The following is a 23,259-nucleotide window of genomic DNA, read 5'->3' as shown; positions in this document are numbered from 1 at the left end:
ATAAAGCGGGAGCTTTAACGTGAGTAACGAATTAATTTTTGGCTTTCATTCAATCGAAGCCATTTTGAATAACGCGCCGGAGCGCTTTTTAGAAATTTATGCACTAAAGGGACGTGAAGATCAGCGTTTAAATCAAGTCGTAAACGATGCCCGTAAGTTTGGTATTTCAGTGCAGTTTATGCAGCGCAAAGCGCTTGATAACAAAGCGAATGGTGAGCAACATCAGGGCATTATTGCCAATGTTAAAGCGGCGCGCGCATACAATGAAAAAGATCTTGATGAGATCATTCAAAGAGAAACCACACCATTTTTCTTGGTACTTGATGGGGTAACGGATCCTCATAACTTAGGTGCATGTTTACGTAGTGCTGATGCAGCAGGTGTACATGGTGTTATCGTACCAAAGGATAAGTCTGCAAAGCTAAACGGCACTGCAAGAAAAGTAGCGTGTGGTGCTGCAGAAACGGTTCCGCTTATCCAAGTAACCAATCTTGCTCGCACATTGCGTGATATTAAAGAAGCCGGTGTGTGGGTTGTGGGTACGGCAGGTGAAACCGATACAGCTGTTTTTGATGCAAACCTGACTGGGCCTATGGCCATTGTAATGGGCGCCGAAGGCGATGGCATGCGCCGTTTAACTCGAGAGCATTGCGATGAGCTGGTTAAGATCCCGATGGTAGGTAGCGTGTCTAGTTTAAATGTATCGGTTGCGACCGGTGTGTGTTTATTTGAAGTGTTAAGGCAGCGCTCAGCACTTTAATCACTTGATAAGTGCCGGCTTTGCGGCGCATCTTCAACGGCTTAAAGAGCTTTAAGAGCTTTAATAGCTCGCAAGGTAAACTTGCTCCTACACGATTCTGTCTGTGGCAGGAGCCGATTTATTCGGCGAGCTTTTAAAACCCGCAAAGTCAGCATGCCCCACACAGCGCTACCTTTGGTAGGAGCCGATTTACTCGGCGAGCTTTTAAAACCTGACAGGTCAGCCTACTCCCACACAATTATACAGGGTATTACCCCATTAAAATCGCTTGTAACTCTTTAAGAGACTCTACGGTATAGGTTGGCTTGATATGGTCGGGGCAGACTTTGCCATCATGCTTTAACCAACAGCTATCAATCCCAAAGCGGTTTGCGCCTAAAATATCACTCGCTGGTGTGTCGCCAACCATTAATACCTTGGATTTGTCGGGGTTCCCCAACAGCGCTAACGTATGCGCAAAAATACTCGGATCTGGCTTGGCTTTACCTACCAACTCAGAGATCACCACTTCAGAAAAACGATCTACAAGGCCGGTATGTTCCAATCTTTTTTGCTGAAGCGCGGCAAATCCGTTGGTAATAATAGCCAAAGTACATTGGCCTTTCAGGCTGTCGAGCAAGGCTTTAGCTCCCGGTAACGGTTGGCAAATTTCTGCCATCGCTGCCAAGAATCCCGCATTGAGTACTTCAGGCGCGATATCGAGTTTTTCAGCCCAGCGACTAAAGCGCGTTACCTGAAGTGTTTTTGCGTCAATCTCACCATTTTGATACTGCACCCAAAGTGGCGCATTTAAGCTGTTATATTCTTCGAAGTCCTCGTCAGTGAACACAACGTCATATTGAGTAAACAGCGTTTGTAATCCAAGTTTGGCATTAAAGCTAAATAAGGTTTCATCCGCATCAAATAAAATATGTGTGTAGTTCGGCATTATAAATACATCTCTGGGTGATTAAAGGGCGCCATTGCGAGCAATAAGGCTTGCGTGTAGCTACTCTCTCTGGTGGCAAGATGGTTGGTTAATAAACCGATAGCACCGCCTTGTTGCTTGATATTAGTGGTATTGAAGAGGTCATCCATTACATGTCCTAGTTCTTCACCTTGTTCAAGACGCGTGTAGACCGATGCCGGTAGCGGCAAATTACAACTACGGCCGACACTCGTACGACGGTTATCCGCAATGACGACATAAGCGAAAGTAGCTGCACCGTATTCAAATTTGGCAGCGCCTCCTTCCATGGCACAATAAAAATCGGCTTGATGATGTTGCTGTAAGTAAGTAACACGATTCTCTGCGCCTTCGCGGGTGGCTTGTTCACCTAAAGGCTGATCCGCAACGAGACTCGGCGCTGAGATACCCTGACAGTCAATTTTTGCATTGGGAAAGTACTGCGCAAAGATGGTTTTTGCAGCATTGATTTTTACTGGGTTTTTAGACCCCACTAAAATGGTAAGCACGTCCATATAACAACTACTCGTGATGCCCTAAAAGGCGTCAGTGTAAAGTGTGATATGGAGCGATGCAAGGAAGCTATTATTCCTAATCAAAACATAAGCTGGGTTAAATCGGTAAATCGACTGGCGCCATATTCTCAAGGGCGCGTTTCTTTACTAATAATTCTTTGATAAGTGGAGTCAGTACTAACTCCATTGCCAGCCCCATTTTCCCGCCCGGTACAACTAACGTGTTTACACGAGACATAAAGCTGCCTTCGATCATTTGTAAGTAGTAAGGGAAGTTAACATCTTCGATGCCACGAAAGCGAATAACCACAAAGCTTTCGTCTAATGATGGTATGTCTTTAGCACTAAATGGGTTAGAAGTATCCACGGTGGGCACGCGTTGAAAGTTAATATGCGTGCGAGAAAACTGCGGGGTAATGTGATTAATGTAGTCATCCATTGAGCGCACAATTGACGTCATGACCGCTTCTTTGGAGTGGCCGCGCTCATTGGTATCGCGAATGAGCTTTTGGATCCATTCAAGGTTGATGATAGGCACCATGCCAATCAATAAATCAACGTTGCTGGCCACATCATATTCGGGGGTCACGACACCGCCGTGCAGTCCCTCATAAAACAGCATATCGGTGTTTTGTTCTAGTTCTTGATAAGGAGTAAAAGTGCCCGGTAGCTGATTAAATGGTACGGCATCGTCAAACGTGTGAAGGTAGCGACGGACTTTGCCATTGCCGGTTTCGCCATAGCTTTTGAACAGACTTTCTAATGCGCCGAAGTCATTAGCTTCTTCACCAAAGTAGCTAATGTGCTTACCTTCTTGCAGCGCTTCGCGACGCAATTTATCCATTTCAGGGCGAGTATAGCGATGAAAGCTATCGCCTTCGACATAGGCAGCTTTGGTATTAAGACTGCGGAATATGTGTTTTATCGCGCTTGTCGTTGTTGTAGTGCCTGCGCCTGAACTACCAGTAATGGCGATAATAGGGTGTTTGTCTGACATAAATCTGCCTTAGCTTTCATCATCCGTTAATTCGATGTTACGCGAAGCAAAGTTTTTGGCAAGCTTTGCTTGAGGGCAAGTGTTGGGTATCATAGCGGGGTGATATAACTACAATGAAAAATCAAAGGAACGTCCATGTCCATTTCAATGCGTGTGAAGCTCGCCGTTTGTCTATTCGCTTTCGCGTCCTGTTTACCGGCTTATTCAGCCATGCCCAAGAGCCAAATTTGGCTAGCTGAATTAGGTGAACATTTCAGTGCTAAACCAATTACCGAAAACACCGCATATTTTAATCAACCGCTAGTGACTGATTCTGGGGTTTACTATACCGCGGAAGTAAGCGCTGATGGCAATAGTCAAACGGACTTGTTTTTTTATGACTTTCAAAGCCAAAACACAACCAACCTCACGCAATCTCCTGTCTCCGAATATTCACCCACACTGCACCCGAATGGGGAAGGGTTAACGACGATTGTGGTTGAGGGCTCCGGTAAGCAAAAATTGTGGTTTTATCCGTTTGATCAGGCTACAAAACCAAGTCGTGTTTTTGAGCATATTGAACCTGTTGGATATCATGCTTGGGGGAGCAACCAAGATCTGATTATGTTTATTTTAGGTGCGACTGAAAGTGCTCCGCATACCTTACAGTACACAGATATTAACGGTCATTTACCACAAATTCTTGCCGAAGATATTGGCCGAACTTTGTCTTACAACCGTGCGCGTGACGTGTTTGCTTTTACTTATCAAGTCAATGGCTTGATGTGGTTCGCAACCTACCACAGAGAGAGCGATCATATTCAGCGATTTTTTGCTCTTCCCAGTCAAGTGCAAGATTATACCTGGTTGGATGATAATAAAGTGGCGTACTCATTGGATAACAAGATTTATTACCGGGATTTAAATGCGCCTAAAAAAGTCCACTTATTAAGAAACTTAAGAAGTTACTGTCAGACTTCGATCTCTCGCTTGAGCTTTTTTGATAACAAGCTGGCATTTGTATGCCACAGCGAAGACTGATAGCGATATATTAAATTGCATGTTAAACGCAATGCATAGACAACAACCATAGGAATAGGTATGACGATTCTCGTAACAGGTGGTGCAGGCTATATTGGCTCTCACACTGTATTAGAGCTGCTACAACAAGGCAAAAAGGTAGTGGTCGTAGATAATCTAAGCAATTCTCAGCAGACTTCATTACATAGAGTCGCTGAGATAGTAGGAAAGGAAGCCGCATTTCATCAAGGTGATATTCTTGATAAGGCATTTCTTGATAGTGTATTCGCGCAATATGATATTGAAGAAGTGATCCACTTTGCCGGTTTAAAAGCCGTTGGAGAGTCGGTTCAAAAGCCAATCGAGTATTATCAAAACAACGTCCAAGGCACGTTGACGCTCCTTGATGCAATGCGTGACGCCAATGTATTTAAGCTAGTTTTTAGCTCGTCAGCGACGGTATATGGAGATCCTGCCAGCCTTCCTATTCGTGAAGATTTCCCTGTTGGTGGCACAACCAATCCTTATGGTACGTCAAAGCTGATGGTTGAAATGCTACTACAGGATGTCGCTAAATCAGACCCGCGTTGGGCCTTTGCTATTTTGCGTTACTTTAATCCGGTTGGTGCACACGAGTCGGGGCTAATTGGTGAAGACCCAAATGGTATTCCCAATAACTTACTGCCCTACATCTCACAGGTTGCTGTTGGTAAACTGGCGAGTTTAGGCGTCTTTGGCGACGACTATGACACCAAAGACGGCACAGGCGTGAGAGATTACATTCACGTGGTTGACCTTGCTATTGGCCATTTAAAAGCGCTTGAGAAAATCGCAGTAGCAACAGGCACACATATCTATAACTTAGGTACCGGCAATGGTTACTCGGTACTAGAGATGGTTACCGCGTTTGAAAAGGCAGCGGGCAAAGCTATACCCTATGACATTAAACCACGTCGCGATGGCGACATTGCCGCCTGTTACGCTGCGCCTGAAAAAGCCAAATCTGAATTAGGCTGGCATGCAGAGCGTGGTCTGGATGCCATGATGCAAGATACATGGCGCTGGCAAAGCAATAATCCAAATGGTTATAAATAACCTAAATTCTTATCCTGAGTTCAGGTTAAATAACCTAAACTCGGGATAGCAACCAGAGCCTCTGTTGCCTCTCTTAGCCTTTGCCATTTAGGGTAAAGGCAAGGTTTCATTGAGCATCATTACTAAATCAATCTTAGTTTCATAAAACTGTCATGCCGTTGTCACCTAAACTCGGTTAAATAATCTGGTATAGACCAGTTTAGAGGCAAGTTATGAACAACGATTATTTACTCCTGACGCCAGGCCCACTCAGTACCTCTCACAGCGTGAAAGAAGCCATGTTGAAAGACTGGTGCACTTGGGATGATGAATATAACCAAGGTGTAGTGCAAGTTATTCGCAAGCAGCTTTGTGAAATTGCGGTTGCAGATCCACAGTATCGCAGTGACTACAGTGCAACCTTAATGCAGGGCAGTGGTACAGCAAGTGTAGAGGCGGCTATTGGGACTTTTATTCCTAAGTCTAGCACTTTACTGGTTATCAATAACGGTGCTTATGGTGCGCGTATTATTGAGATAGCCAATTATCTAAATATTAATGTGATAGCGCTCAACTTTGTTGAGACCGAATTGCCGCAACTAGAGCAGATCTCACAAGCGCTTGAGCAACACCCTGAGATCACCCACGTAGCAATGGTACACTGCGAAACCACAACGGGGATGCTGAATCCGGCTAAGCGCGTAGCGGAGCTTGCGAAACATCACAATAAAGTAATGCTCCTTGATGCTATGAGCAGTTTTGGCGGCATTGAGATGGATATGCATGAGTGGCAAATTGATATCCTCATTAGCTCAGCAAATAAGTGTATTCAAGGTGTTCCAGGTTTTGGCTTTGTGATTGCGAAAACGGCGCTGCTGGTTGCCTCTGAAGGACAAGCACGTTCACTCTCGCTGGATCTTCACGCCCAGTGGAAAACCATGGAAAATCACCATGGTAAATGGCGTTTTACCTCGCCAACGCATGTTGTCAGAGCATTTGCCAAGGCACTGGAAGAATTGGCGCAAGAGGGAGGCGCTTCTGCGCGATTTAAGCGTTACAGTGAAAATCAAAAACAGCTCGTTAGCGGCATGAAAGCCCTAGGTTTTGAAGCCTTGTTACCAGAAGCCATGCATTCACCTATTATCACTTCTTTTTATTCACCAATTGACGAAAGCTATGAGTTTAAGCGCTTTTATGAAGCATTAAAGCAAAAAGGATATGTAATTTACCCTGGTAAAGTATCAAACGCAGATTGCTTTAGGATCGGTAATATTGGCGAAGTGTATGCCGCAGATATTAGCGGACTACTAGAAGCTATCACACAAGCAAAATACTGGTAAACCGTTAGGGTAGGAGGCGCTTTACGCGGCGATGGGTGAAGCACTGATCGTGCGTCGGTTTTGCCATACAAAATCGACGCAGAAAGAATAAAATACCATACTTAAACAAAAATAAGCTCTGAAATAGAGCTTATTTGGCTTCGGGAGTTTTTTAATTTTTGGCAGCTGCCATTCTTGCGTTATCCATCATAAGCTTAGAGCTTCTAAAAGATACAACTGATACTCCGTCTACTTCGTTGTAACCATACATGCCTAGTATCATATCGGCATATGCGCAAAACATAGGTTCAGACTTATCATAGTTTTCAATAGAATACTTCTCACGAAGCTCAGGATCGTCAGGGAGTTTTTTCATGCTACTAATGGATGCTCTTAGGTTTTGCATTATTTTAGCTCTCTCTTTATTTTCTAAATAAACTTTAGCATCATTAAATATCTGACTGTAAACTTCTCCTTTAGATTTAGCTAGATCTATGAATCGGTCACTGATATCAGCATGCTCTAGTGCTGGTTGTTTGATAGAGCTCAATATGTACTTACGAAAAACCCCTTTAAATGCATGCGCAACACCATATAGCTCATCTTGAATCAGATATCTCATATTCGTTTTAACTTCTTTATTATTTTCGTTGTAGCAATGGACCAAAATCATTGCCGAACTTTTTATTAACTTAGATAAATTTTCAGGAGGTTCCGCTTTGATTATTTTGGGTATTTCTTGCGAAAGATACTGAGCACTCTTGATCGGAGTTTCTGATGAGGCAAAAACAATGTTGACCATTAATGCACTCATTACGAATGCAATTCGTTGCTGAAGTTTTCTTAAATTAATGTCAGACATAATTTACCTGTTCAGAATCGCTATAAACTTTCAATTAAACTAAATGTAATTACAAGCTAGAGTAAGTAGACAAAATAGTCATTGAGAAAGTATCAAAGTAAAAGATATTGTTGGTATAGTTTGGGTAGTGAAAGCCCGTTGTAGCAAGTCTGGAGTATTATCTGCATACCCCTGCTTGTAGCCCACTAATATCAACACCAAACTCTAACTGATATAAATATACAGCCTTTTGCCATGTTTCTTGATTATCTTCGTCTGGGATATGGTGTAAAAATGCGCCAAAGAGGTTTTCACAGTCATTGTGATACGCGAGTGTATCGGTGATATGCTCATGCCATACCTCATCTGCTAGTTGCGGCGGTGTGATAGGCATATCTGGATATTTTGACTTTAACACAAGAAATTGCCTGTACAGTACTTCTGCTTGTAAACAATCTGCTCCTGTCATACCTGTTGCGGTTTTGAGTCTATGTGTTATTCGGCTTAGATCTAGGCTTTTAAGTCGCTCATTAAAATTAGCCATCTTGATGTTCCTTGCAGTTGTCAAATGTGGGAGTACCGAATTTAAACTTAGCGCTATTTCTAGAATAGGACAACCGCAGGTTATAGGAAAGGTTGTCGTGCTAAAGCACGACCTACGTGTATAAGGGTTACATGCTTTCAACAATCATCGCTATAGCTTCATGAAGCTGATATTTAATATGATGATTATGTTGCACTATGCGACGGTATATGCGGAAAGGTTGTCGTGCTAAAGCACGACCTACGGGGACGGGGGTTACACGCCTTCAACAATCATCTCTATGGCGTCATGGAGCCAATATTCAATATTGTAATCCACCAATGCTTGTTCGGCGTCATAGCGGGCGCGCAGTACTTTTAAGCAAGGTGCGCCGCTGTTCTTTTCTAATTTGTCGGCAACGTCATCGGGTAGTACGGTGACGCTTATCACGCACTGCTCAAAGCTGACATCAACTTGGTAGTGAGTCGACATTACTTCTGTGATAGAACCATCCAGCGGTTGGTTGTGTAAGTCGGCAAAACGTTCGGCTGCACAATAGATCTGTTCCATCATTATTGCGCGACCATCTAACGCGCGTACTCGGGTTAATTCATACACCGGCTGGCCGTTAAAATGAGAGTGGCTAAACTCAGGCTCTGTGGATGGGGCATTAATTGCGACTACTTGAGTTGTTGGTGTAAAGCCTTGTTCAATGGCTAGGTGGTTAAAGTTCACTTTTTTAGCTGGATGCCATTTGAGCTTTTCTGGCGTGACAAACCAGCCGCGACGCTTTTGGCTAAAGATAAGTCCTTCGGCTTCTAGTCGTGCAAGGGCTTCACGGACGGTGATCCGTGTTGAGCTAAATGTTTCTTGCAGCGCACGTTCTGAAGGCAACTTGGCACCGGGCGTCATGCTGCCAGCGGCTAGCAGCGCTTGGATATGGTTTCGAATACGTTGATAAAGCAGCATAATTGAGTCGATAAAACCTTTTGTGACAAGCTTACTATCGTTTTATGACAGGATAAATATGACTTGTAAACTCAGATTGGCCTAACTCGCCAAATAGGCTTCTATTTGGCTAAACCAATAGCTACTCGGCAAAACGCTAAAACTCGGATCTTTTCCTAAATCATCAAAACGACGCAGCGCGATAATAGCGTCCAATTCAGGCAGCTTGGAGAATGCTGCAAGTTCTTCGTTGCTCATCTTTCCGCCTTGTCTTGTTAGTGTTAATTGACTGGCAGGAGAGAGTGCTTGGTAATACTTTTCATCCACACTCACCAGATAGCGTTTCGCATCTACGTGTTTGCGCACCAGTATTGTCACCGCGGGGTCAAAACCAAGTTGGGTTAAATGATCTGCCCCTAAATCGCCATGATTGCTATACCCTTGTGGGGTAAAGTCGGGGTTATGCTGAGACTGAGCAACAAAATGGCCAATATCATGTAAAAATGCAGCGATTTGGGTCGCTTGATCATAACCACTTTCTTTCGCGAGGGTGGCGCATTGCTCGGCATGGTAAATTTGGCTACATGCCTCGTCATAGGTCGCGTGACCATATTGCTCGAATAGCTGTTTTATTTGTGTAATGGCATTCACTTTATATATTCCTGCTTTACGTTCGAGTCTAATTTTGCTGCGCTGCCACTAAGCTTGCTTAGCCAAACATCGAGTTTATGCGGTGGCGTGTTGTTATCCTCAGCGCTTTCTTTACGGCGAATGGCATTTCTCACCATGAAGGCCCCCGCGGTGCGAAATGGCTCGACGGGAAACTGTTTAAGCGTTTGGTTGACCAAGGCGCAATGACGCCAGTCGTTATGTTGATTAAGCAGTAGACTCGCTAAGATTTGTCCACCTAAATAGGATTGCACCACGCCGTTGCCCGAGTAGCCACTGCCATAAAACACATTAGCTTGACCATTTAAATGACCAAAGAAAGGCATGCCAGAGACACTTCGGTCTGAGGGGCCGGTCCAGGTTCTTTCTATCTCGAGCTGGTGGGGGGCAAAAAAATGGCTAAATGAGCGTTCAAGAATCGCTTGATAACGGCTAGCACGGTGAAAGGTGTCTCTCACTTGGTTATTGAAACTAAAATAATTCCCGCCTTTGCCAAGCATTAATCGACCGCTTGAGGTGGTACGGTAGTAATTCACAAAAATGCGTGCATCAATCACTGGCGCACCGTGGTTCAGCCTCATTGCTGCAAGCTTTTCAGGTGCTGGTGTGGTGATCGCCATATCGCTCGAAACCAACACTACGCTGCGAGAAAACTGCGGCAATAAGCTTGGCAGCCAAGCGTTAACCGCAAATACCAGCTGATTGGCTCTGATCTCGCCTTTGTCTGTGGTAATGGTTAGCGTGTCTTGGCCTTGGTGCTTTAGGTAGCGGGTGTGTTCAAATACCTTAACCCCAAGGGTTTTTGCCACCTTCATCAGTCCACGCACAAGCTTAGCGGGTTGAACGCTACCCCCGTGGGGGGAGTAAATTCCAGCAAGGTTGGCATTAGAGCCGGTTGCTTGTAACTGCACTTTATCCAGTGTTTGCCACGCATTAAGCTGGTGTTGCTCAAGTAGGGCGGTAATGGGGCCAAAGGCATTACGCTGGCTGAGATTTGAAGCCGTATAGTAAGTACCATCAACGCGGCAATCACATTCAATCTCGTGTTTACTGGTAAAGGCTTTAATATCATGAACAGCTTGCTCCGACTGGCGCACTAAAAAGCAGGCTTGTTCTAAGCCAAACTCTTTAATTAAGCTGGCAAACTTAGTTGACCATGTCAGCATAGCTCCGCCATTTCGACCTGAAGCACCTTGCCCGCAGAGGTCTTTTTCAATGATGGCGATATTCAGCTCAGGTTTTTGCTTTTTCAGCGTTATGGCTGTCCAAAGGCCAGTAAAGCCGCCACCTATGATACAAACTTGGGTATCTAACGCGCCATGAGGCGGCGCGCTGGCTGCGGCTTCAATATCGGCTTGAGTGATTGCTTCATCAAACCAAAAAGGCTGAAAACGCATTACGGGCGCTCTCCACGGGCGATACGAGCAGAAATATCCACCAAGACCATTTCGATGTCGGCTAGTGAATCAATCACATAATGCGCACCGGCTTCTCCAAGCTGCTGATAAGCATTAAGGGAATGTGCACTTTGCTCTTCGTGACCAAGCGCCGTCCATTCTTCTTCGCTAAGCCCCACCGCATTACCCGTTAACGCAAGTCCTACGGTCCACATACCAGCGTTTAACCCTTCGCTTATTCCCGGCGCGGAATCATCGACTTTTACGCATCCTGATACGCGATTAATCCCAAGTCTTTGCACGTTTTCTAACGCCATCCAGGGACCTGGGCGAGAGCCTGCTGCACATTCATCACTGGCAACCACACAATCTGGCTGATAACCATAGTCGGCAGCGGCAGGCACTAGTACGTCCATCACAGGCTTGGGATACCCAGAACAAGTGCCAATCTTAACGCCTTGTTGTTGTAATCGTTTGATCACCGCAAGCACGCCCGGAATGGGGGCAGCTCGGTCGGCGACTTTTGCTTGTTGGAGCGGCATAAAGGTTTGATAAATATGGTCAACATCTGCCGTACTCGGTGCCTGACCAAATTGCGTTATCCAGCGGGTGCGGACACTCTCCATTTGTAGCAAGGTATTAATGTGATCCCATTTACCCATTCCCATCGGACCGCGCGCTTCAGCTAAGGAAATATCAAATTGATACGCTTGCTTAAATGCTTCAACAAAAATACTGGTAGGGGCAATCGAACCATAGTCGACCACAGTACCTGCCCAATCCAAAATTAACGCTTCAATGTGTTTCATGTTGCAAAGACTCCTAGCTAGGAAATATGTGATGAAAGTGCCGTGGTGCGTACTTGCGTTGACGCTTTACGTGGTCGCTTTAATTTCACGGCAAAATAAATAATTGAACTCACTACGAGGGCGCTTGCGATAAACGCCACCCAGTAGCAAGCCATGGTAAAAAAGTGCAGCCAACTGAGCTCAGGTGTGGCAAAAGTTTTATAGAGCAAAATGCCCACTGAGCCGATGTAGCCCGCCGAATCCGCCAGATAAATTAAAAAACCTGCGTTCGCAGTCGAGCCAACCGCTGAGATCATGCGGTCAAACAAAAAGCAGTTATAGGGGATATAACTGATATAAAGACCAGCTCCCAGCAGTACCATCCACGTTTTAGGATCGAGACTTTGGGTTTGGTATAAATACGTACTGCCAGCCAGTAGTAAAGCCCCGAGTAAGACAAAGCCATGGTTGGCAAAAAATGCAATGCGGTTATTTTTAATTAATACCAATGCGGCAAGCGCAATGAGTACGATAAAGGCGATGCGGATCCCGGCATAAGCAAAAATCGCGGGTTCTTGCCCATAGCCTAAGGCCTGCCAGATCTCGGCTGAGAAGTTATCTCTAAAGTCACGAAAGCCAGTAAAGAGTAAAAAGCTAAGCACCAGTACAGTTATTCCAAACCAATACTGTTTAAAAAACGCCAGCCGGGCTTTGCCATCCATTGGCGCGCGCTTTTGTCGTAATTGTTCATCTTCTTGTGTAGGCTCGGGAATACTATTAAGGCAAGCTACGCTAAGTACAAGCAGTGGTAGAAAAATCGCTCCGGTTGCTGCTGGCATCCACAGTTCAGGCACATTGAGTTCACTCACCAGCCATTTGCCCACAGTTCTGACCAATCCTGAGGCTAGAATAAAAGTCACGCTGAGTACCGCGCCTAAGATTTCGGTGGTTTTACGGCCTTCTAAAAAGCTAAAAACCAAACCCCAGATCATGCCAAGGGAGAGGCCATTGGCAAACAGCCAAACCAGATTCCAGCCCGTAGGAGTAATGGCAAATAGCACCAGTGCGAGCTCGGCGGCTAAAATCATGGCCAAAATCGCACGGCCGCGATAATGATGCTGCATTTCAGCAATCACTTTAACGCCGATAAATTTCGCGCATAGGTAGCCAAATACTTGCGAAAGGATCAGGGCAATTTTAAAGCTAACAACCCAGCTCGGGTCATCAAAGGCTTCATAGGTATTGACCGAAAATGGCTTACGAAAGGCGTACATACAAAAGTAAGTCATAAACGCACTGGTCGCGGCAAATAGTACAAAGCCGATACCTTGGGCGTCTTTTAGCCAGCGCGGGCGGGCGTTAAATAGCGTGATCTGCAACATCATAGGATCCTCGGTAATTCGAGGGCAATCCTTTGTGGATTGCCCGTCAACCGGTGTATACCAATCGGCTTAATCAAGTGAATTGGTATTAAAATTGGTAGTTAATGCCGACCATGCCGCGGATACCATAGTATTCCACCTGTAATGGGCGACCTTGCTCACCTTGGTAGTACTGCAATGCTTCATTGGTGAGGTTACTTAGCTCTAGGTAAACTAACGTTTGTTCGTTAAGTTGGTATGACGTTGTAAAGTCCACGCTGGTATTGGCGCCATAGTAGCTATCCGATTGGCTATCACCGCCGTGCTCTTCGATATAAGCACCTTTATGATTAAGTGCTATTCGAGCTGCAAAACGGGTGTCGTCGTAATACAGCGTAAAGTTGTAAAGCTCATTGGCCTGACGTGGAATGGCCACTTTTTCTGTGCGCTCTGGGATCTGCATTTCAGAATCCATAAAGGTTGCATTGGTCATTACCCCAAAGTTGCTCAACCTGTCAGAAATAAAACCAAGGTCGCGGTTAAATGCCAGCTCAATACCCGCAAGCCAAGCGCTATCGCCGTTTTCAGGACGGATGATGGTCACGCCTTGCTTGTTGTTGTAATTGCCAACGCTGGTGGCTTGGAAGATTGGGTCTTGGATATCTTTGTAGAATACCCCCGCAGAGACCAAACCAACGCGGTCAAAGTAATGTTCCACCATCAAGTCGAGATTATTTGAGTAGGTAGGGTCGAGCGCTGGGTTTCCTGAATTAAGCTGGTTGTCCTGCTCAAGGTAAGTTGCGCCTGGTGTTAACGAACCAAAGTCAGGACGGGCAAAGGTGCGAGTTAGTGCGAGGCGATAATTGGTATCGTCATTGGCACGATAAGTAACATGTAGTGCGGGTAATATGGACCAATAATCATTGCTGTTGGTGGTATCAACAACTTTGTCTTCGTCGGCTAAATAGGTGTAGCCAGACACTTCGGTATCGGTGCGGGTAACGCGTAAGCCGCCTAATACTTCCCAGTTGTCGTTAGCTTGGTAAGTTGCCATACCGTAGAGCGAGGTGTGGGTTTCTTCAACATCGAAGTTTCTGCCCAGCGCTCCACCGTTGCTGATGAGTGCTGATTCACCCACATCTAGCTTGAACTTATTGCGATTTTGCGTCCAAAACTGAGCAAGAGCATCGGTGGAAGCCACCTGCGACAACTGCGTGCGATAATCAAACTTGGCTTCGCTTAAGTAATCGCTGCGACCGGGTTGCTCGCTTAAGGCAAAGTCTGCAAGCGTTGGCGCTGCGCCATATTGTTCGCTGTCCCACGCGTAAAACTCATCGGCAAAGTCAGCTTTACGGACTTTGTCACGGTATTTTGCCCCAAATTTAACGGCTAGCTGGTTATTGTATTGCCAGTCAAAGTCGGCATTGGCTACCAGTCTGTCTTTTTCGTTGATGTAGACTTTGTATAGCTCAACCCAAGACAAACCCATTTTGCTTGGATCGAGTGTAAAGCCCGAGGGGAAGTGATTGCTAATGGCGTTCCAAGGGTCACTGCCGCCGTCTACTTGGTTGTAGGCATAATTTTTACCGGTATCGCGGTCTTCAAGTCCAACATATCCAACCTCTTTTTGATCAAAACGGGCGACAAAATAGCTATTGTCTTCACTGTTGGGTTTGTCGCCATAGCGAAACTCATTTTCGTACGTGGCTAGTTGCCAAGAGAGCGTTTTATCAAAGCCAAAGTCATGTTCACCTGCAATTTCAAAGCCTTGCATTTCGGTGATGAGTTCGTTGCGAATATGCTGCAGCTCAGCACGGTCTTTATCAAAACGCAGCCTGTGCTTATAGTGGGTTTCATCATCAATCAGTGTGCCATATAGCGCGCTGGCGCTGAGCGTGCCGCTTTCAAGTTGATATTCCAGCGAGCCATTTAAGCCGTAAGTTTCACGGGTTCCGGTATAATCACGCAGCTCTAAACGGTAAATGCCTAAGCCATCGTTACCTCGACGCGGCTCATAGTTATCGGTTGCCCAATCACGCTGCCAAGCTGTGGCGTTAATGATAAAACCTAGCTTGTCGTCGAGTAGACGATCGCCGTACACCACATTGGCAGAATAGTTTGTGCCATCGGCCAGTTCATTTTGGCCCACAGCGAAGTTGGTTTTGAGGATAAAATCATCAGCGCCTTTTTTGGTCACGAAATTAACATTACCGCCAATCGCATCGCCTTCCATGTCAGGGGTGATAGCCTTAGACACTTCCACAAATTCAATCAATTCGCTTGGAAAAAAGTCGAACGCAGTAGCGCGGCTGGTGGTTTCCTCTTCAGCGGTTGGAAGGCGGTTACCGTTGATGCTTGCCGAACTCCATTGTGACGGTAAACCACGCACTGCAACAAAGCGCCCTTCACCTTGGTCGCGTTCTATCGACACACCTGGAATACGTTGCACGGCTTCAGCGGCATTTCTATCTGGTAACTTACCAATCCCATCAGCAGAAATGATACTTTTGATATTACTGGCATTTTTTTGGTTATTTGCTGCGGCCATTTCGCCACGGAAGATTTGCCCAACAGTGACCACTTCTTCCATTGCTTGTTGGTGGTTTAATAAGATTGGAGACAATGTAGTGACTTTGCCATCAGTTACTTCAGCCTGAAGTTCAGTTTCCTGATAACCCATATATTTCACGACTAAGGTGTAGCGACCAGCATCTAGTTTTGGCAGTTCAAAGCGACCACGATAATCAGACACAGTGGATACATCTTGGCCTTTTACCGAGATAACGGCGCCAGACAGATTACTTTGTAGGTCTTTTACAACACCAACAAGTTTACCTGTCGCAGCATATAAGCTGGGACTGGTGGCGAGTAACACGGCAGCAGCGATTTGGGTTAGTTTTTTCATTGCTCTTTTCTCAAAAGTTTGGGTTAAATTTCTGGTCTAGTCCAGTTTGTTGCAGATAGAGTAATGACGGTTTTTTACATTCCGATGACACAAAGGTGAAAAATTAACTAGCGCCTACTGCTCTTTGTTGTTTGATTCGCTTTAAATGAGATAGGAGGATGTTGTTAGATGTTTGGCTTAACTGAATAAGATTTGTCATACTCGCGTTATCAGCAGCAAGTTTTCAGTAAAGGAATGGCAGCGTGATTTATGCTTTGATTGCGGCGATTGGACTTTCTCTTTTTATCTATAGCATCACAGCTCGACAATTAGATAGGGCGGAGCTCACCGCACCTATGTGGTTTGTGCTAACGGGCGGGGCGATAGGCTTTGTGCTGGGTAATATTGAAGGAGGGCAACAAGCTTTAGCGGTAGATATTAATGGCTTACAGACTTGGTTGCCGATTATTGAGCTGACGCTTGCTATTTATTTATTTTCCGATGCTGCAAAAACGCGATTACGGGTGTTATCTCACAGCTTTCAGCTACCGGTTAAATTATTACTCGGGCTGCCATTAACCATGGTATTTGGCGCGTGGGTGGCCCATGAGCTGTTCCAGTTATCTTGGTTGGCTTGCTTTTTAATTGCGGTGATCATCACCCCAACTGATGCCACTTTATGCAAAACCTTCATTCAGGATAAGTCCGTGCCCACCAGATTGCGTGAGGCAATTAATGTGGAAAGTGGCTTGAATGATGGCCTATGTATTCCGGTATTTCTGTTTTTACTGGGGGTATTAGCTGAGCGAATGCAAGCGACGACTGAATCATTTGCTTGGATTTTTATACGTGAAGTGGGGATTGCACTCGTTGTCGCGGGGTTACTGACTGCGGTGATAATTTGGTTACTTAAACGCGCCTATCAACATCATTACTTTGCGTCTAAAACCAGCCCTTTTCTCTTTGTTGGCATCGCTTTTTTAGTTTTTTCGGTAACCCAAGCTTTGCATGGCAGCGGTTTTATTGCTGCATTTGTCAGCGGTTTGCTGTTTGATAAATATTATCGTGATGAGTTTAAAGATCAGCTTATCGAAGAAGGGGAGCACCTCGCCGAATTTGCGGCTTTTATGATCTGGATAGTATTTGGTTTGTCGGCAAGTGTAGTGTTGTTAAATGTTACCCAATGGCAGGTTTGGGTGTACGCAGTGTTAGCAACCGCTATGTTCAGATTGATCCCGGTATTCCTCTGCTTGTTAGGTGGCGAACTGACAACCAAAGAGCGCTTTACGTTAGCTTGGTTTGGCCCCAAGGGATTGGCTTCGGTGGTGCTCACCTTAATGCTACTTAGCGAAGAGTTGCCAAATGGTTTGCAAATTACTCAAGTGGCAATGGCAACGGTGCTGCTCAGCATTTTTGTGTTTGGATTATCTAGTCGACCCATTTCTAAATTATTTACCAGTGCTTCTGGTCGAGAGTGATTACTCTAAATAACAATTGGTATAGCGTATGATTTCGTATCTGAATTGTACTGTTATATTGTAACTTATTGTGAAATAAAATATTTTTTGTCACTTTGCTGAAATAAAAAAGTCATGTAACGCGCCTAGACTGTGCCCGCCTTACAGACAAATATTACGTTTCAGGAACAGTACAATGAATAAAAAGTTACTTACAGTTGCTATCTCTGCAATTCTACTTACCGCGTGTGATGACGATACAAAAACCGTTGAGGTGATCAAAGAAGTTGAAGTCATCAAAGAAGTACCAGTGCAAGAAGTGACACAAGTAAAAAATGTGATCCTTATGATCGGTGACGGTATGGGACCACAGCAAGTTGGCTTACTTGAAGAGTATGCTCAGCGCGCGCCAAACTCAACTTATAAAAACAAAGGCAATCAAACTGCGCTTTCTAAACTTGCTGCGGGTGGCCATTTAGGTCTTTCCATGAACGCACCACATGGCGCAACTGGCAGTCTAGTGACTGACTCTGCTTGTTCGGCAACACAATTAGCAACCGGCCTTGCCGCAGGCTCTGAAATGATAGGCCTTGATGCCGATGGCAATAAAGTAGCGACTATCTTAGAAAAAGCCAAAGCCGCAGGTAAAGCGACGGGTCTTGTTTCAGATACGCGTATTACGCACGCGACGCCTGCTGCATTTGCTGCCCATATGCCGCATCGTTCATATGAAGCTGAAATCGCTGAGCAATTAGTTCGCTCTGGCAGTGTTGACGTGATGTTATCTGGTGGCGCTCGCGTATTTGTACCAAAGAGCACGTCTGACAATGCTGAAGTAAAAGCACAACTTGACGCACTTGGCATGCCTAGTAGCGTATATAAAAGTTCAAAGCGTGGAGATGAAACTAACCTAGTTGTTGAAGCAAAAGAGCAACATGGTTATGGCCTTGCTTTTGATAAAGCACAATTAAGCAGTTTTGAAGGCGAAAAAGTACTAGGTCTATTCGCAAACTCTGGTATGAGTGACGCAATTGCTTACAAAGCTTGTCAACAAAGCAACAGCTGTACTCAGCCTTCATTAAAAGAAATGACGGTGAAAGCGCTTGATATCTTGTCAAAAGATGAAGATGGCTTTTTCTTGATGATTGAAGGTGGTCAAATTGACTGGGCGGGTCACGCAAACGATGCAGGTTGGATGCTAAACGAGCTGCTTAAATTTGATGAAGCCGTTGAAGCTGTTCATGAGTGGGTAAAAGACCGTAACGATACGCTAGTCGTTGTGACTGCGGACCATGAAACGGGTAGTTTTGGCTTTAGTTATTCAAAGCATGAGCGTCCTGAAGCACAAACGCTGTCTGGCGATGGTATGTATGTAAATGGTGTTGCTAAAGAATATCATCCTAAGTTTAACTTTGGCCCACTTGCGCAACTAGACAAGCTCTACGCGCAAACAGGCACCTTCTTCGATATTCTTGCTGAAGCTGCGCCTGATGAAGCCTATGAAAATGTATCGGGCCCAACTTGGAAAGCGACCATTGAAGATATGACGGCTTACACGGTGACGCTAGATAATGCAGAGAAGGTTGGTCAAAGTGTTTATGACGACAAAGATGCAACGATGATCCCTGCGTTTGAGGACTTCGGTGACTTCTATGTATACGCTAAAGAAGATTACACTGGAAAAATCGCTCGCGCGATTGCCTCAGAGCAAAGCGTAGTGTGGGGTACTGGTACGCATACGGCTGCGCCAGTACCAGTTTATACTTTCGGTCCTGCGGGTGTAACTAAGCAGTTCTCAACCATGCAGCACCATGTGGACGTTGCAAACAAAATGATGACTGCGCTTGGTTTAACTGAATAAACCAAGCACCTAGATTTAAGTAACTTCAGTTAAGCCACAGCAATGTGGCTTTTTTCTGTCATTAAGGTTAGAAACTCGCGTTGTGGTAGCGGCTTTGAATAGTAATAACCCTGACCAAAATCACATCCAGCCTGTTTTAATAGCTGATGCTGAGTCGCGGTCTCAACGCCTTCAGCGATGACTTTTAAACCAAGGCGGTGGGCCATCAAAATAATGGTTTCACACAGGGTTAAATCGTCTGCATTGGTTGCGATGCCATCGACGAAGCGCTTATCAATTTTCACAAAGTGACAATCTAATTGTTTTAGATACGCAAGTGACGAGTAACCCGTGCCAAAGTCATCCAACGCAAATTGAAAACCTTGCTGCTTTAAGCGTTCAACACGTTGCTTTGTGCGGCTATCATTGTGCATCATCATTCCCTCAGTGACCTCTAAAACCACGTGCTCAGGGGGGATCGCAAGCGTCGTGAGTTTGTCACTCCAGCTTGCTAAGGTGCAATTTTTAGCGGCAAATTGGACCGGTGAAACATTGATGCTAATTTGTGTTGTATGGCCTAAGTGCTGTAGTTGCGTCAACGTGTCAACAGACTGCGCAAAGGCTAAATCTCCAATATGATGAATGAGCTGGGTTTCTTCCGCTAACGGAATAAACTCAGCTGGACTCACCATGCCTTGCTCTGGATGTTGCCAGCGGATCAAAGCCTCGGCTTTGGCGACGCGATTATCGTCAAGTGATACGATAGGCTGGTAGTGCATTTCAAATTGATTGTTATGCAGTGCAGTACGAATACCTTTGAGCATTTGCATTCTAGATTCCGCGACTTTGCGTAAGGTGTCATCAAAAATCACGTAGCCATTGCGACCTTGTTGCTTTGCTCGATACATTGCTTGATCGGCGGCCTTTAATAGGGCTTCTGCGCCATTACCATCTGTTGGTGCGGTGGCAATCCCCATACTTGCCGTGATATGGCACTGCTCATCTTTGATCTCAAACGGTTGTTTAAGTGCTGATTGGATCTGGGAGGCCAATGCTTTGCATGTTGTTTTGTGTTCATCATCTTCCAACACAAAGACAAACTCATCACCTCCAATGCGAGATAAAAACGCATGCGGAGCCATACTCTTCAAACGTTGCGCGACTAACTTTAAGAGTAAATCACCGTAATAATGGCCTAAAGTGTCGTTAATATCTTTGAAATTGTCGAGATCGAGTAACAACACGGCGGTTTGCTGTTGTCCGCTGGCAACCTGCTTTTTTAAGTGCTTTTTAAGTCCCACGCGGTTGTGAAGATCGGTTAATTCATCAAAATGTGCTTGTCTCCAGATCAGCGCATCTTTACGCTTAACTTCGGTAATATCGGTGAAGATCGCGACACGGCGATAGATCTCACGGTTGCTATCATAAACGCTATCAATAGTTAGCCATTCGGTGTAAAGCTCGCCATTTTTCTTGCGGTTGACAATCTCACCTTGCCAACGGCCGTGTTCGTTAAGCTGCTGCCACATTAATTCGTAAAAGCTACGGTCGTGTTGACCCGATCCTAACATGGCAGTGGACTTACCCAGCACCTCTGAGCGTGAGTAACCAGTTACACGCGTAAAGGCGAGATTAACATCCAAGATAAAGCCATTAGCATCCGTGATGATCATGCACTCACTACTATTGTTGTACACCAATGCAGCCAGGTTTAGTGCCTCTTCTTGATGCTTACGTTGACTAATATCACGGAAAATCAGCAACGCCTGAGGATGAGATTCAATGGCGCACAGGCGACATTCAACTACTTGATTGCTGGTTGGAGAAAACTCGAGTTGCACATAGGTTTTATCGTTTAGCAGTGCAAGTTCTGCTCGGATCCGCTTATAAATATGTTCTGGTAGCAACTCTCTAAGCGTTTGTGCCTTATCGGTATAATCACCATAGCGAGATAAGATCTGAGCCTGTTGATCTAAGCGCACATAGCTATCGGGGAGTGCATTAATCAAGGCTTTTACAACGGCAAGTCTATGATTTGCATTGTCTTCAGCGGCTAGGCGTGTTTGTGCCATATGAGCAAAACGCTCGGCGATATGCTCAAATTCACTGGGTACTTTGGTTGCATCAAAACGGGGATCTTGCTTGCCCGACTCAAGCTTTGCAATAGCATGCTTGAGTGCACTAAGCGGTTTTAAAAGCTGTTGTTTTAATTGCCAATGGGTTTGCCAAAACAAAATGCATACAAGCACAAAGAAGATCCCCAAAAAGAGCGCAAAACGCTTGTCTATGCTACTCAACTGGGACTCAAAATCGAAACTAAAGTAGATTTGTAACGCTCGGTTGCTGTTATTGAGTGATTGCTTTACATACACCAAGCGATTGCCTTCTGGGGTGTTTAGTAGCGTCGCCTGTGTGCTTAAATTGCTTGGCCAAGAACTGCTAACAGCACGGCCAAGTTCTGCATTTGCTGCTGGATATTGCGCAATGATTTGCGCTTTAGCGTCGGCAATCATTACCCGAGTACCAACAGGAAGAGGCAGTTTTGCAAGGGTCTGGCTCCAATGCGTTAAGCCTTTCACCGCAACAAGCATAAACAAAAATTGTTGCTGATCATCGTAAATTGGTAGCGCGAAGTTGACTGTTGCACGTTGCATGCTGCGGTCAATTTGATACTCACCAATACTAAACTGGGCAGTGCGTATTGCGGTTTTAAAGTAACCACGATCGGCGATATTGATCTCGCGTTGATCTGCTTGATGCGTAGTACAAAGTACGTTCCCTTGAGCGTCAACTATGCCAAGGTTAGCTAGGTTGGGGCTGAGCAGCATCGCGTGATAAAGCAGCGGCGGACATTTACCGTGCTCTACAGTAAGGTGATCAATACGGGTCGACAGTTGCTGTAACACTTGTTCTGTATCTGCGAGTTCTACCTGCTGGATCGCCGCAACTTGTTTGGCGTAATGCAGCGCCTGTTGTGACTGTTGTGTTAATGCCTGCTGACGTTGCTCACATAATAGAAATAAAATAATGATCAGACATGGCAAGCACAGTAGAACGAGTAAGCGATAAAATCGAAACTGTATTGAAGATTTCAGAATAATCCCACCTATGGAGCTGATCAGAGAGCGCGAATGATACCGAATCGAGTAGGGACAACCAAGCTAATTTGCATAAATAATTCAGCTGCAAAAGCATCCTTAAGCAAGGGTTAACAAATGGAATTTTTAATTTCTAATTTGAAAGTATGACGTGATTATCCGGCCAAAAAATATGGCATTTTTTCATCTCTCCACTTTTTTCCACAAAATTCATGATCTTCCACAAATCCCGCGATTTTTCTGGCTTTCAAAGGCGTTAAAGGTACCGACTGAGCTTGACAAAAGTGCTTGTCAAGCCCTAGACTGTTCTTCTGTGGTAAAAAGTGGGTTTTAGTGGATCAAACTGGATCAACCAACTTAGAAATAGGATCACGCATGTTTCGAGGTGCAAGTTCGCTAGCTTTGGATGACAAAGGGCGTTTTGCGGTACCGACTAAGTACCGTCAACCGCTGCTGTCCGAAGATCAGGGAACTGTTATTTGTACTATTGCGATCAACGAACCGTGCTTGTGGCTCTACCCACTCTCCGAATGGCTAGAAATTGAGACCAAACTAAGTCGCATCTCTAATACCAATCCCAGAGTGAGACGTTGGCAGCGGATGTTGCTAGGTCATGCTACAGAATACCAACTAGACAAAAATGGCCGAATTTTACTGGCGCCTTCATTGCGATCCCATGCGCAATTAGGCAAAAAGATCATGCTAGTTGGGTTACTCAATAAATTTGAAATTTGGGACGAAGAACGCTGGTATCAGCAAATGCAGGCAGATACCGAAATTGAACACTCAGGAAACTTTGAGGAAAGCCCTGAATTGGAAAACTTTTCCTTGTAGGGGTAAACA

Annotated in this window: 19 protein-coding genes; 7 read left to right on the top strand and 12 right to left on the bottom strand. The window is 45.1% G+C overall.

What is annotated here, in order from left to right; all coding sequences use genetic code 11:
* The first annotated feature begins 19 nt into the window (after positions 1-19).
* Entirely contained in the window at positions 20-760 is a 741-nt protein-coding gene (gene rlmB, locus EXT48_RS14580) for a 23S rRNA (guanosine(2251)-2'-O)-methyltransferase RlmB (RefSeq protein ID WP_010368698.1), read from the top strand.
* Positions 761-1,010: 250 nt separating this feature from the next.
* On the opposite strand, the gene yjjG is transcribed toward rlmB, so the two are convergent.
* The 3 genes from yjjG to EXT48_RS14565 form a co-directional block, all read right to left on the bottom strand.
* A complete protein-coding gene (gene yjjG, locus EXT48_RS14575) occupies positions 1,011-1,688 on the bottom strand; it encodes a pyrimidine 5'-nucleotidase (protein ID WP_130164888.1) in 678 nt (225 codons plus the stop codon).
* Positions 1,688-2,221 carry an inosine/xanthosine triphosphatase gene (yjjX, locus tag EXT48_RS14570; RefSeq protein WP_010368694.1) on the bottom strand — a complete coding sequence of 178 codons (534 nt, stop codon included), beginning with the start codon at positions 2,219-2,221 and terminating at the stop codon, positions 1,688-1,690. Before yjjX ends, yjjG begins: the two co-directional genes overlap by 1 nt.
* 97 nt (positions 2,222-2,318) lie before the next feature.
* Positions 2,319-3,218, bottom strand: coding sequence for a phosphoribulokinase (locus EXT48_RS14565; protein ID WP_010368692.1), 900 nt, complete (start codon positions 3,216-3,218; stop codon positions 2,319-2,321).
* Between the two features lie 135 nt (positions 3,219-3,353).
* Between EXT48_RS14565 and EXT48_RS14560 the strand changes: the two genes are divergently transcribed.
* From EXT48_RS14560 to phnW, 3 genes are all read left to right on the top strand, one after another.
* Complete coding sequence (locus EXT48_RS14560; protein ID WP_130164887.1) at positions 3,354-4,238, top strand: hypothetical protein; 885 nt, start codon at positions 3,354-3,356, stop codon at positions 4,236-4,238.
* A gap of 60 nt (positions 4,239-4,298) precedes the next feature.
* Positions 4,299-5,312, top strand: a complete 1,014-nt coding sequence (gene galE / locus EXT48_RS14555) for a UDP-glucose 4-epimerase GalE (RefSeq protein WP_130126951.1) — start codon at positions 4,299-4,301, stop codon at positions 5,310-5,312.
* A 212-nt stretch (positions 5,313-5,524) separates the two neighbouring features.
* Positions 5,525-6,631: a 2-aminoethylphosphonate--pyruvate transaminase gene (gene phnW, locus EXT48_RS14550; protein WP_130164886.1), complete on the top strand. Its 1,107-nt coding sequence runs from the start codon at positions 5,525-5,527 to the stop codon at positions 6,629-6,631.
* A 151-nt stretch (positions 6,632-6,782) separates the two neighbouring features.
* Here phnW and EXT48_RS14545 read toward each other — a convergent pair whose 3' ends face one another.
* The 8 genes from EXT48_RS14545 to EXT48_RS14510 all read right to left on the bottom strand — a co-directional run bounded on the left by EXT48_RS14545 (position 6,783) and on the right by EXT48_RS14510 (position 16,042).
* Positions 6,783-7,472, bottom strand: a complete 690-nt coding sequence (locus EXT48_RS14545) for a hypothetical protein (RefSeq protein WP_130164885.1) — start codon at positions 7,470-7,472, stop codon at positions 6,783-6,785.
* Positions 7,473-7,629: 157 nt separating this feature from the next.
* Positions 7,630-7,995 (bottom strand): hypothetical protein, encoded by a 366-nt coding sequence (locus EXT48_RS14540; RefSeq protein ID WP_130164884.1) that lies wholly within the window; start codon positions 7,993-7,995, stop codon positions 7,630-7,632.
* 255 nt (positions 7,996-8,250) lie between these two features.
* On the bottom strand, positions 8,251-8,943 hold the full coding sequence (locus EXT48_RS14535; protein ID WP_088531664.1) for a UTRA domain-containing protein: 693 nt from the start codon (positions 8,941-8,943) through the stop codon (positions 8,251-8,253).
* Positions 8,944-9,024: 81 nt separating this feature from the next.
* Positions 9,025-9,573: an HD domain-containing protein gene (locus EXT48_RS14530; protein WP_130164883.1), complete on the bottom strand. Its 549-nt coding sequence runs from the start codon at positions 9,571-9,573 to the stop codon at positions 9,025-9,027.
* Complete coding sequence (locus tag EXT48_RS14525) at positions 9,570-10,988, bottom strand: FAD-dependent oxidoreductase (protein WP_130164882.1); 1,419 nt, start codon at positions 10,986-10,988, stop codon at positions 9,570-9,572. The genes EXT48_RS14530 and EXT48_RS14525 overlap by 4 nt, the downstream gene beginning before the upstream one ends.
* Positions 10,988-11,797, bottom strand: a complete 810-nt coding sequence (gene phnX, locus EXT48_RS14520) for a phosphonoacetaldehyde hydrolase (protein WP_130126939.1) — start codon at positions 11,795-11,797, stop codon at positions 10,988-10,990. The genes EXT48_RS14525 and phnX overlap by 1 nt, the downstream gene beginning before the upstream one ends.
* 17 nt (positions 11,798-11,814) lie before the next feature.
* The gene (locus EXT48_RS14515) at positions 11,815-13,161 is read right to left on the bottom strand and encodes a DUF5690 family protein (RefSeq protein WP_240703389.1); all 1,347 of its coding nucleotides are present in this window, start codon (positions 13,159-13,161) and stop codon (positions 11,815-11,817) included.
* Between the two features lie 85 nt (positions 13,162-13,246).
* Complete coding sequence (locus tag EXT48_RS14510) at positions 13,247-16,042, bottom strand: TonB-dependent receptor (protein WP_130164881.1); 2,796 nt, start codon at positions 16,040-16,042, stop codon at positions 13,247-13,249.
* Between the two features lie 242 nt (positions 16,043-16,284).
* Here EXT48_RS14510 and EXT48_RS14505 point away from each other — a divergent pair, with 242 nt between their 5' ends.
* Together EXT48_RS14505 and EXT48_RS14500 are read left to right on the top strand one after the other, a co-directional pair.
* Positions 16,285-17,499 (top strand): sodium:proton antiporter, encoded by a 1,215-nt coding sequence (locus EXT48_RS14505; protein WP_130164880.1) that lies wholly within the window; start codon positions 16,285-16,287, stop codon positions 17,497-17,499.
* A 175-nt stretch (positions 17,500-17,674) separates the two neighbouring features.
* Entirely contained in the window at positions 17,675-19,339 is a 1,665-nt protein-coding gene (locus EXT48_RS14500; RefSeq protein ID WP_130164879.1) for an alkaline phosphatase, read from the top strand.
* A 29-nt stretch (positions 19,340-19,368) separates the two neighbouring features.
* On the opposite strand, the gene EXT48_RS14495 is transcribed toward EXT48_RS14500, so the two are convergent.
* Positions 19,369-22,362 (bottom strand): EAL domain-containing protein, encoded by a 2,994-nt coding sequence (locus EXT48_RS14495; protein WP_130164878.1) that lies wholly within the window; start codon positions 22,360-22,362, stop codon positions 19,369-19,371.
* Between the two features lie 429 nt (positions 22,363-22,791).
* Here EXT48_RS14495 and mraZ point away from each other — a divergent pair, with 429 nt between their 5' ends.
* Entirely contained in the window at positions 22,792-23,250 is a 459-nt protein-coding gene (gene mraZ / locus EXT48_RS14490; RefSeq protein ID WP_010368661.1) for a division/cell wall cluster transcriptional repressor MraZ, read from the top strand.
* The last annotated feature ends 9 nt before the right edge of the window (positions 23,251-23,259 follow it).

It is taken from the genome of Pseudoalteromonas sp. CO348, from assembly GCF_004208845.1.
GTDB lineage: Bacteria > Pseudomonadota > Gammaproteobacteria > Enterobacterales > Alteromonadaceae > Pseudoalteromonas > Pseudoalteromonas maricaloris.
The sequence above is the reverse complement of the archived record's forward strand: the minus strand, read 5'-3'. Positions and strand labels throughout refer to the sequence as shown.

Excerpts from the sequence above, each read along its gene's own strand:
- yjjG (WP_130164888.1), bottom strand. The coding sequence starts at position 1,688 with ATGCCGAACTACACACATATTTTATTTGATGCGGATGAAACCTTATTT.
- yjjX (WP_010368694.1), bottom strand. The coding sequence starts at position 2,221 with ATGGACGTGCTTACCATTTTAGTGGGGTCTAAAAACCCAGTAAAAATC.
- EXT48_RS14565 (WP_010368692.1), bottom strand. The coding sequence starts at position 3,218 with ATGTCAGACAAACACCCTATTATCGCCATTACTGGTAGTTCAGGCGCA.
- EXT48_RS14560 (WP_130164887.1), top strand. The coding sequence starts at position 3,354 with ATGTCCATTTCAATGCGTGTGAAGCTCGCCGTTTGTCTATTCGCTTTC.
- galE (WP_130126951.1), top strand. The coding sequence starts at position 4,299 with ATGACGATTCTCGTAACAGGTGGTGCAGGCTATATTGGCTCTCACACT.
- phnW (WP_130164886.1), top strand. The coding sequence starts at position 5,525 with ATGAACAACGATTATTTACTCCTGACGCCAGGCCCACTCAGTACCTCT.
- EXT48_RS14545 (WP_130164885.1), bottom strand. The coding sequence starts at position 7,472 with ATGTCTGACATTAATTTAAGAAAACTTCAGCAACGAATTGCATTCGTA.
- EXT48_RS14540 (WP_130164884.1), bottom strand. The coding sequence starts at position 7,995 with ATGGCTAATTTTAATGAGCGACTTAAAAGCCTAGATCTAAGCCGAATA.
- EXT48_RS14535 (WP_088531664.1), bottom strand. The coding sequence starts at position 8,943 with ATGCTGCTTTATCAACGTATTCGAAACCATATCCAAGCGCTGCTAGCC.
- EXT48_RS14525 (WP_130164882.1), bottom strand. The coding sequence starts at position 10,988 with ATGCGTTTTCAGCCTTTTTGGTTTGATGAAGCAATCACTCAAGCCGAT.
- phnX (WP_130126939.1), bottom strand. The coding sequence starts at position 11,797 with ATGAAACACATTGAAGCGTTAATTTTGGATTGGGCAGGTACTGTGGTC.
- EXT48_RS14515 (WP_240703389.1), bottom strand. The coding sequence starts at position 13,161 with ATGATGTTGCAGATCACGCTATTTAACGCCCGCCCGCGCTGGCTAAAA.
- EXT48_RS14510 (WP_130164881.1), bottom strand. The coding sequence starts at position 16,042 with ATGAAAAAACTAACCCAAATCGCTGCTGCCGTGTTACTCGCCACCAGT.
- EXT48_RS14500 (WP_130164879.1), top strand. The coding sequence starts at position 17,675 with ATGAATAAAAAGTTACTTACAGTTGCTATCTCTGCAATTCTACTTACC.
- mraZ (WP_010368661.1), top strand. The coding sequence starts at position 22,792 with ATGTTTCGAGGTGCAAGTTCGCTAGCTTTGGATGACAAAGGGCGTTTT.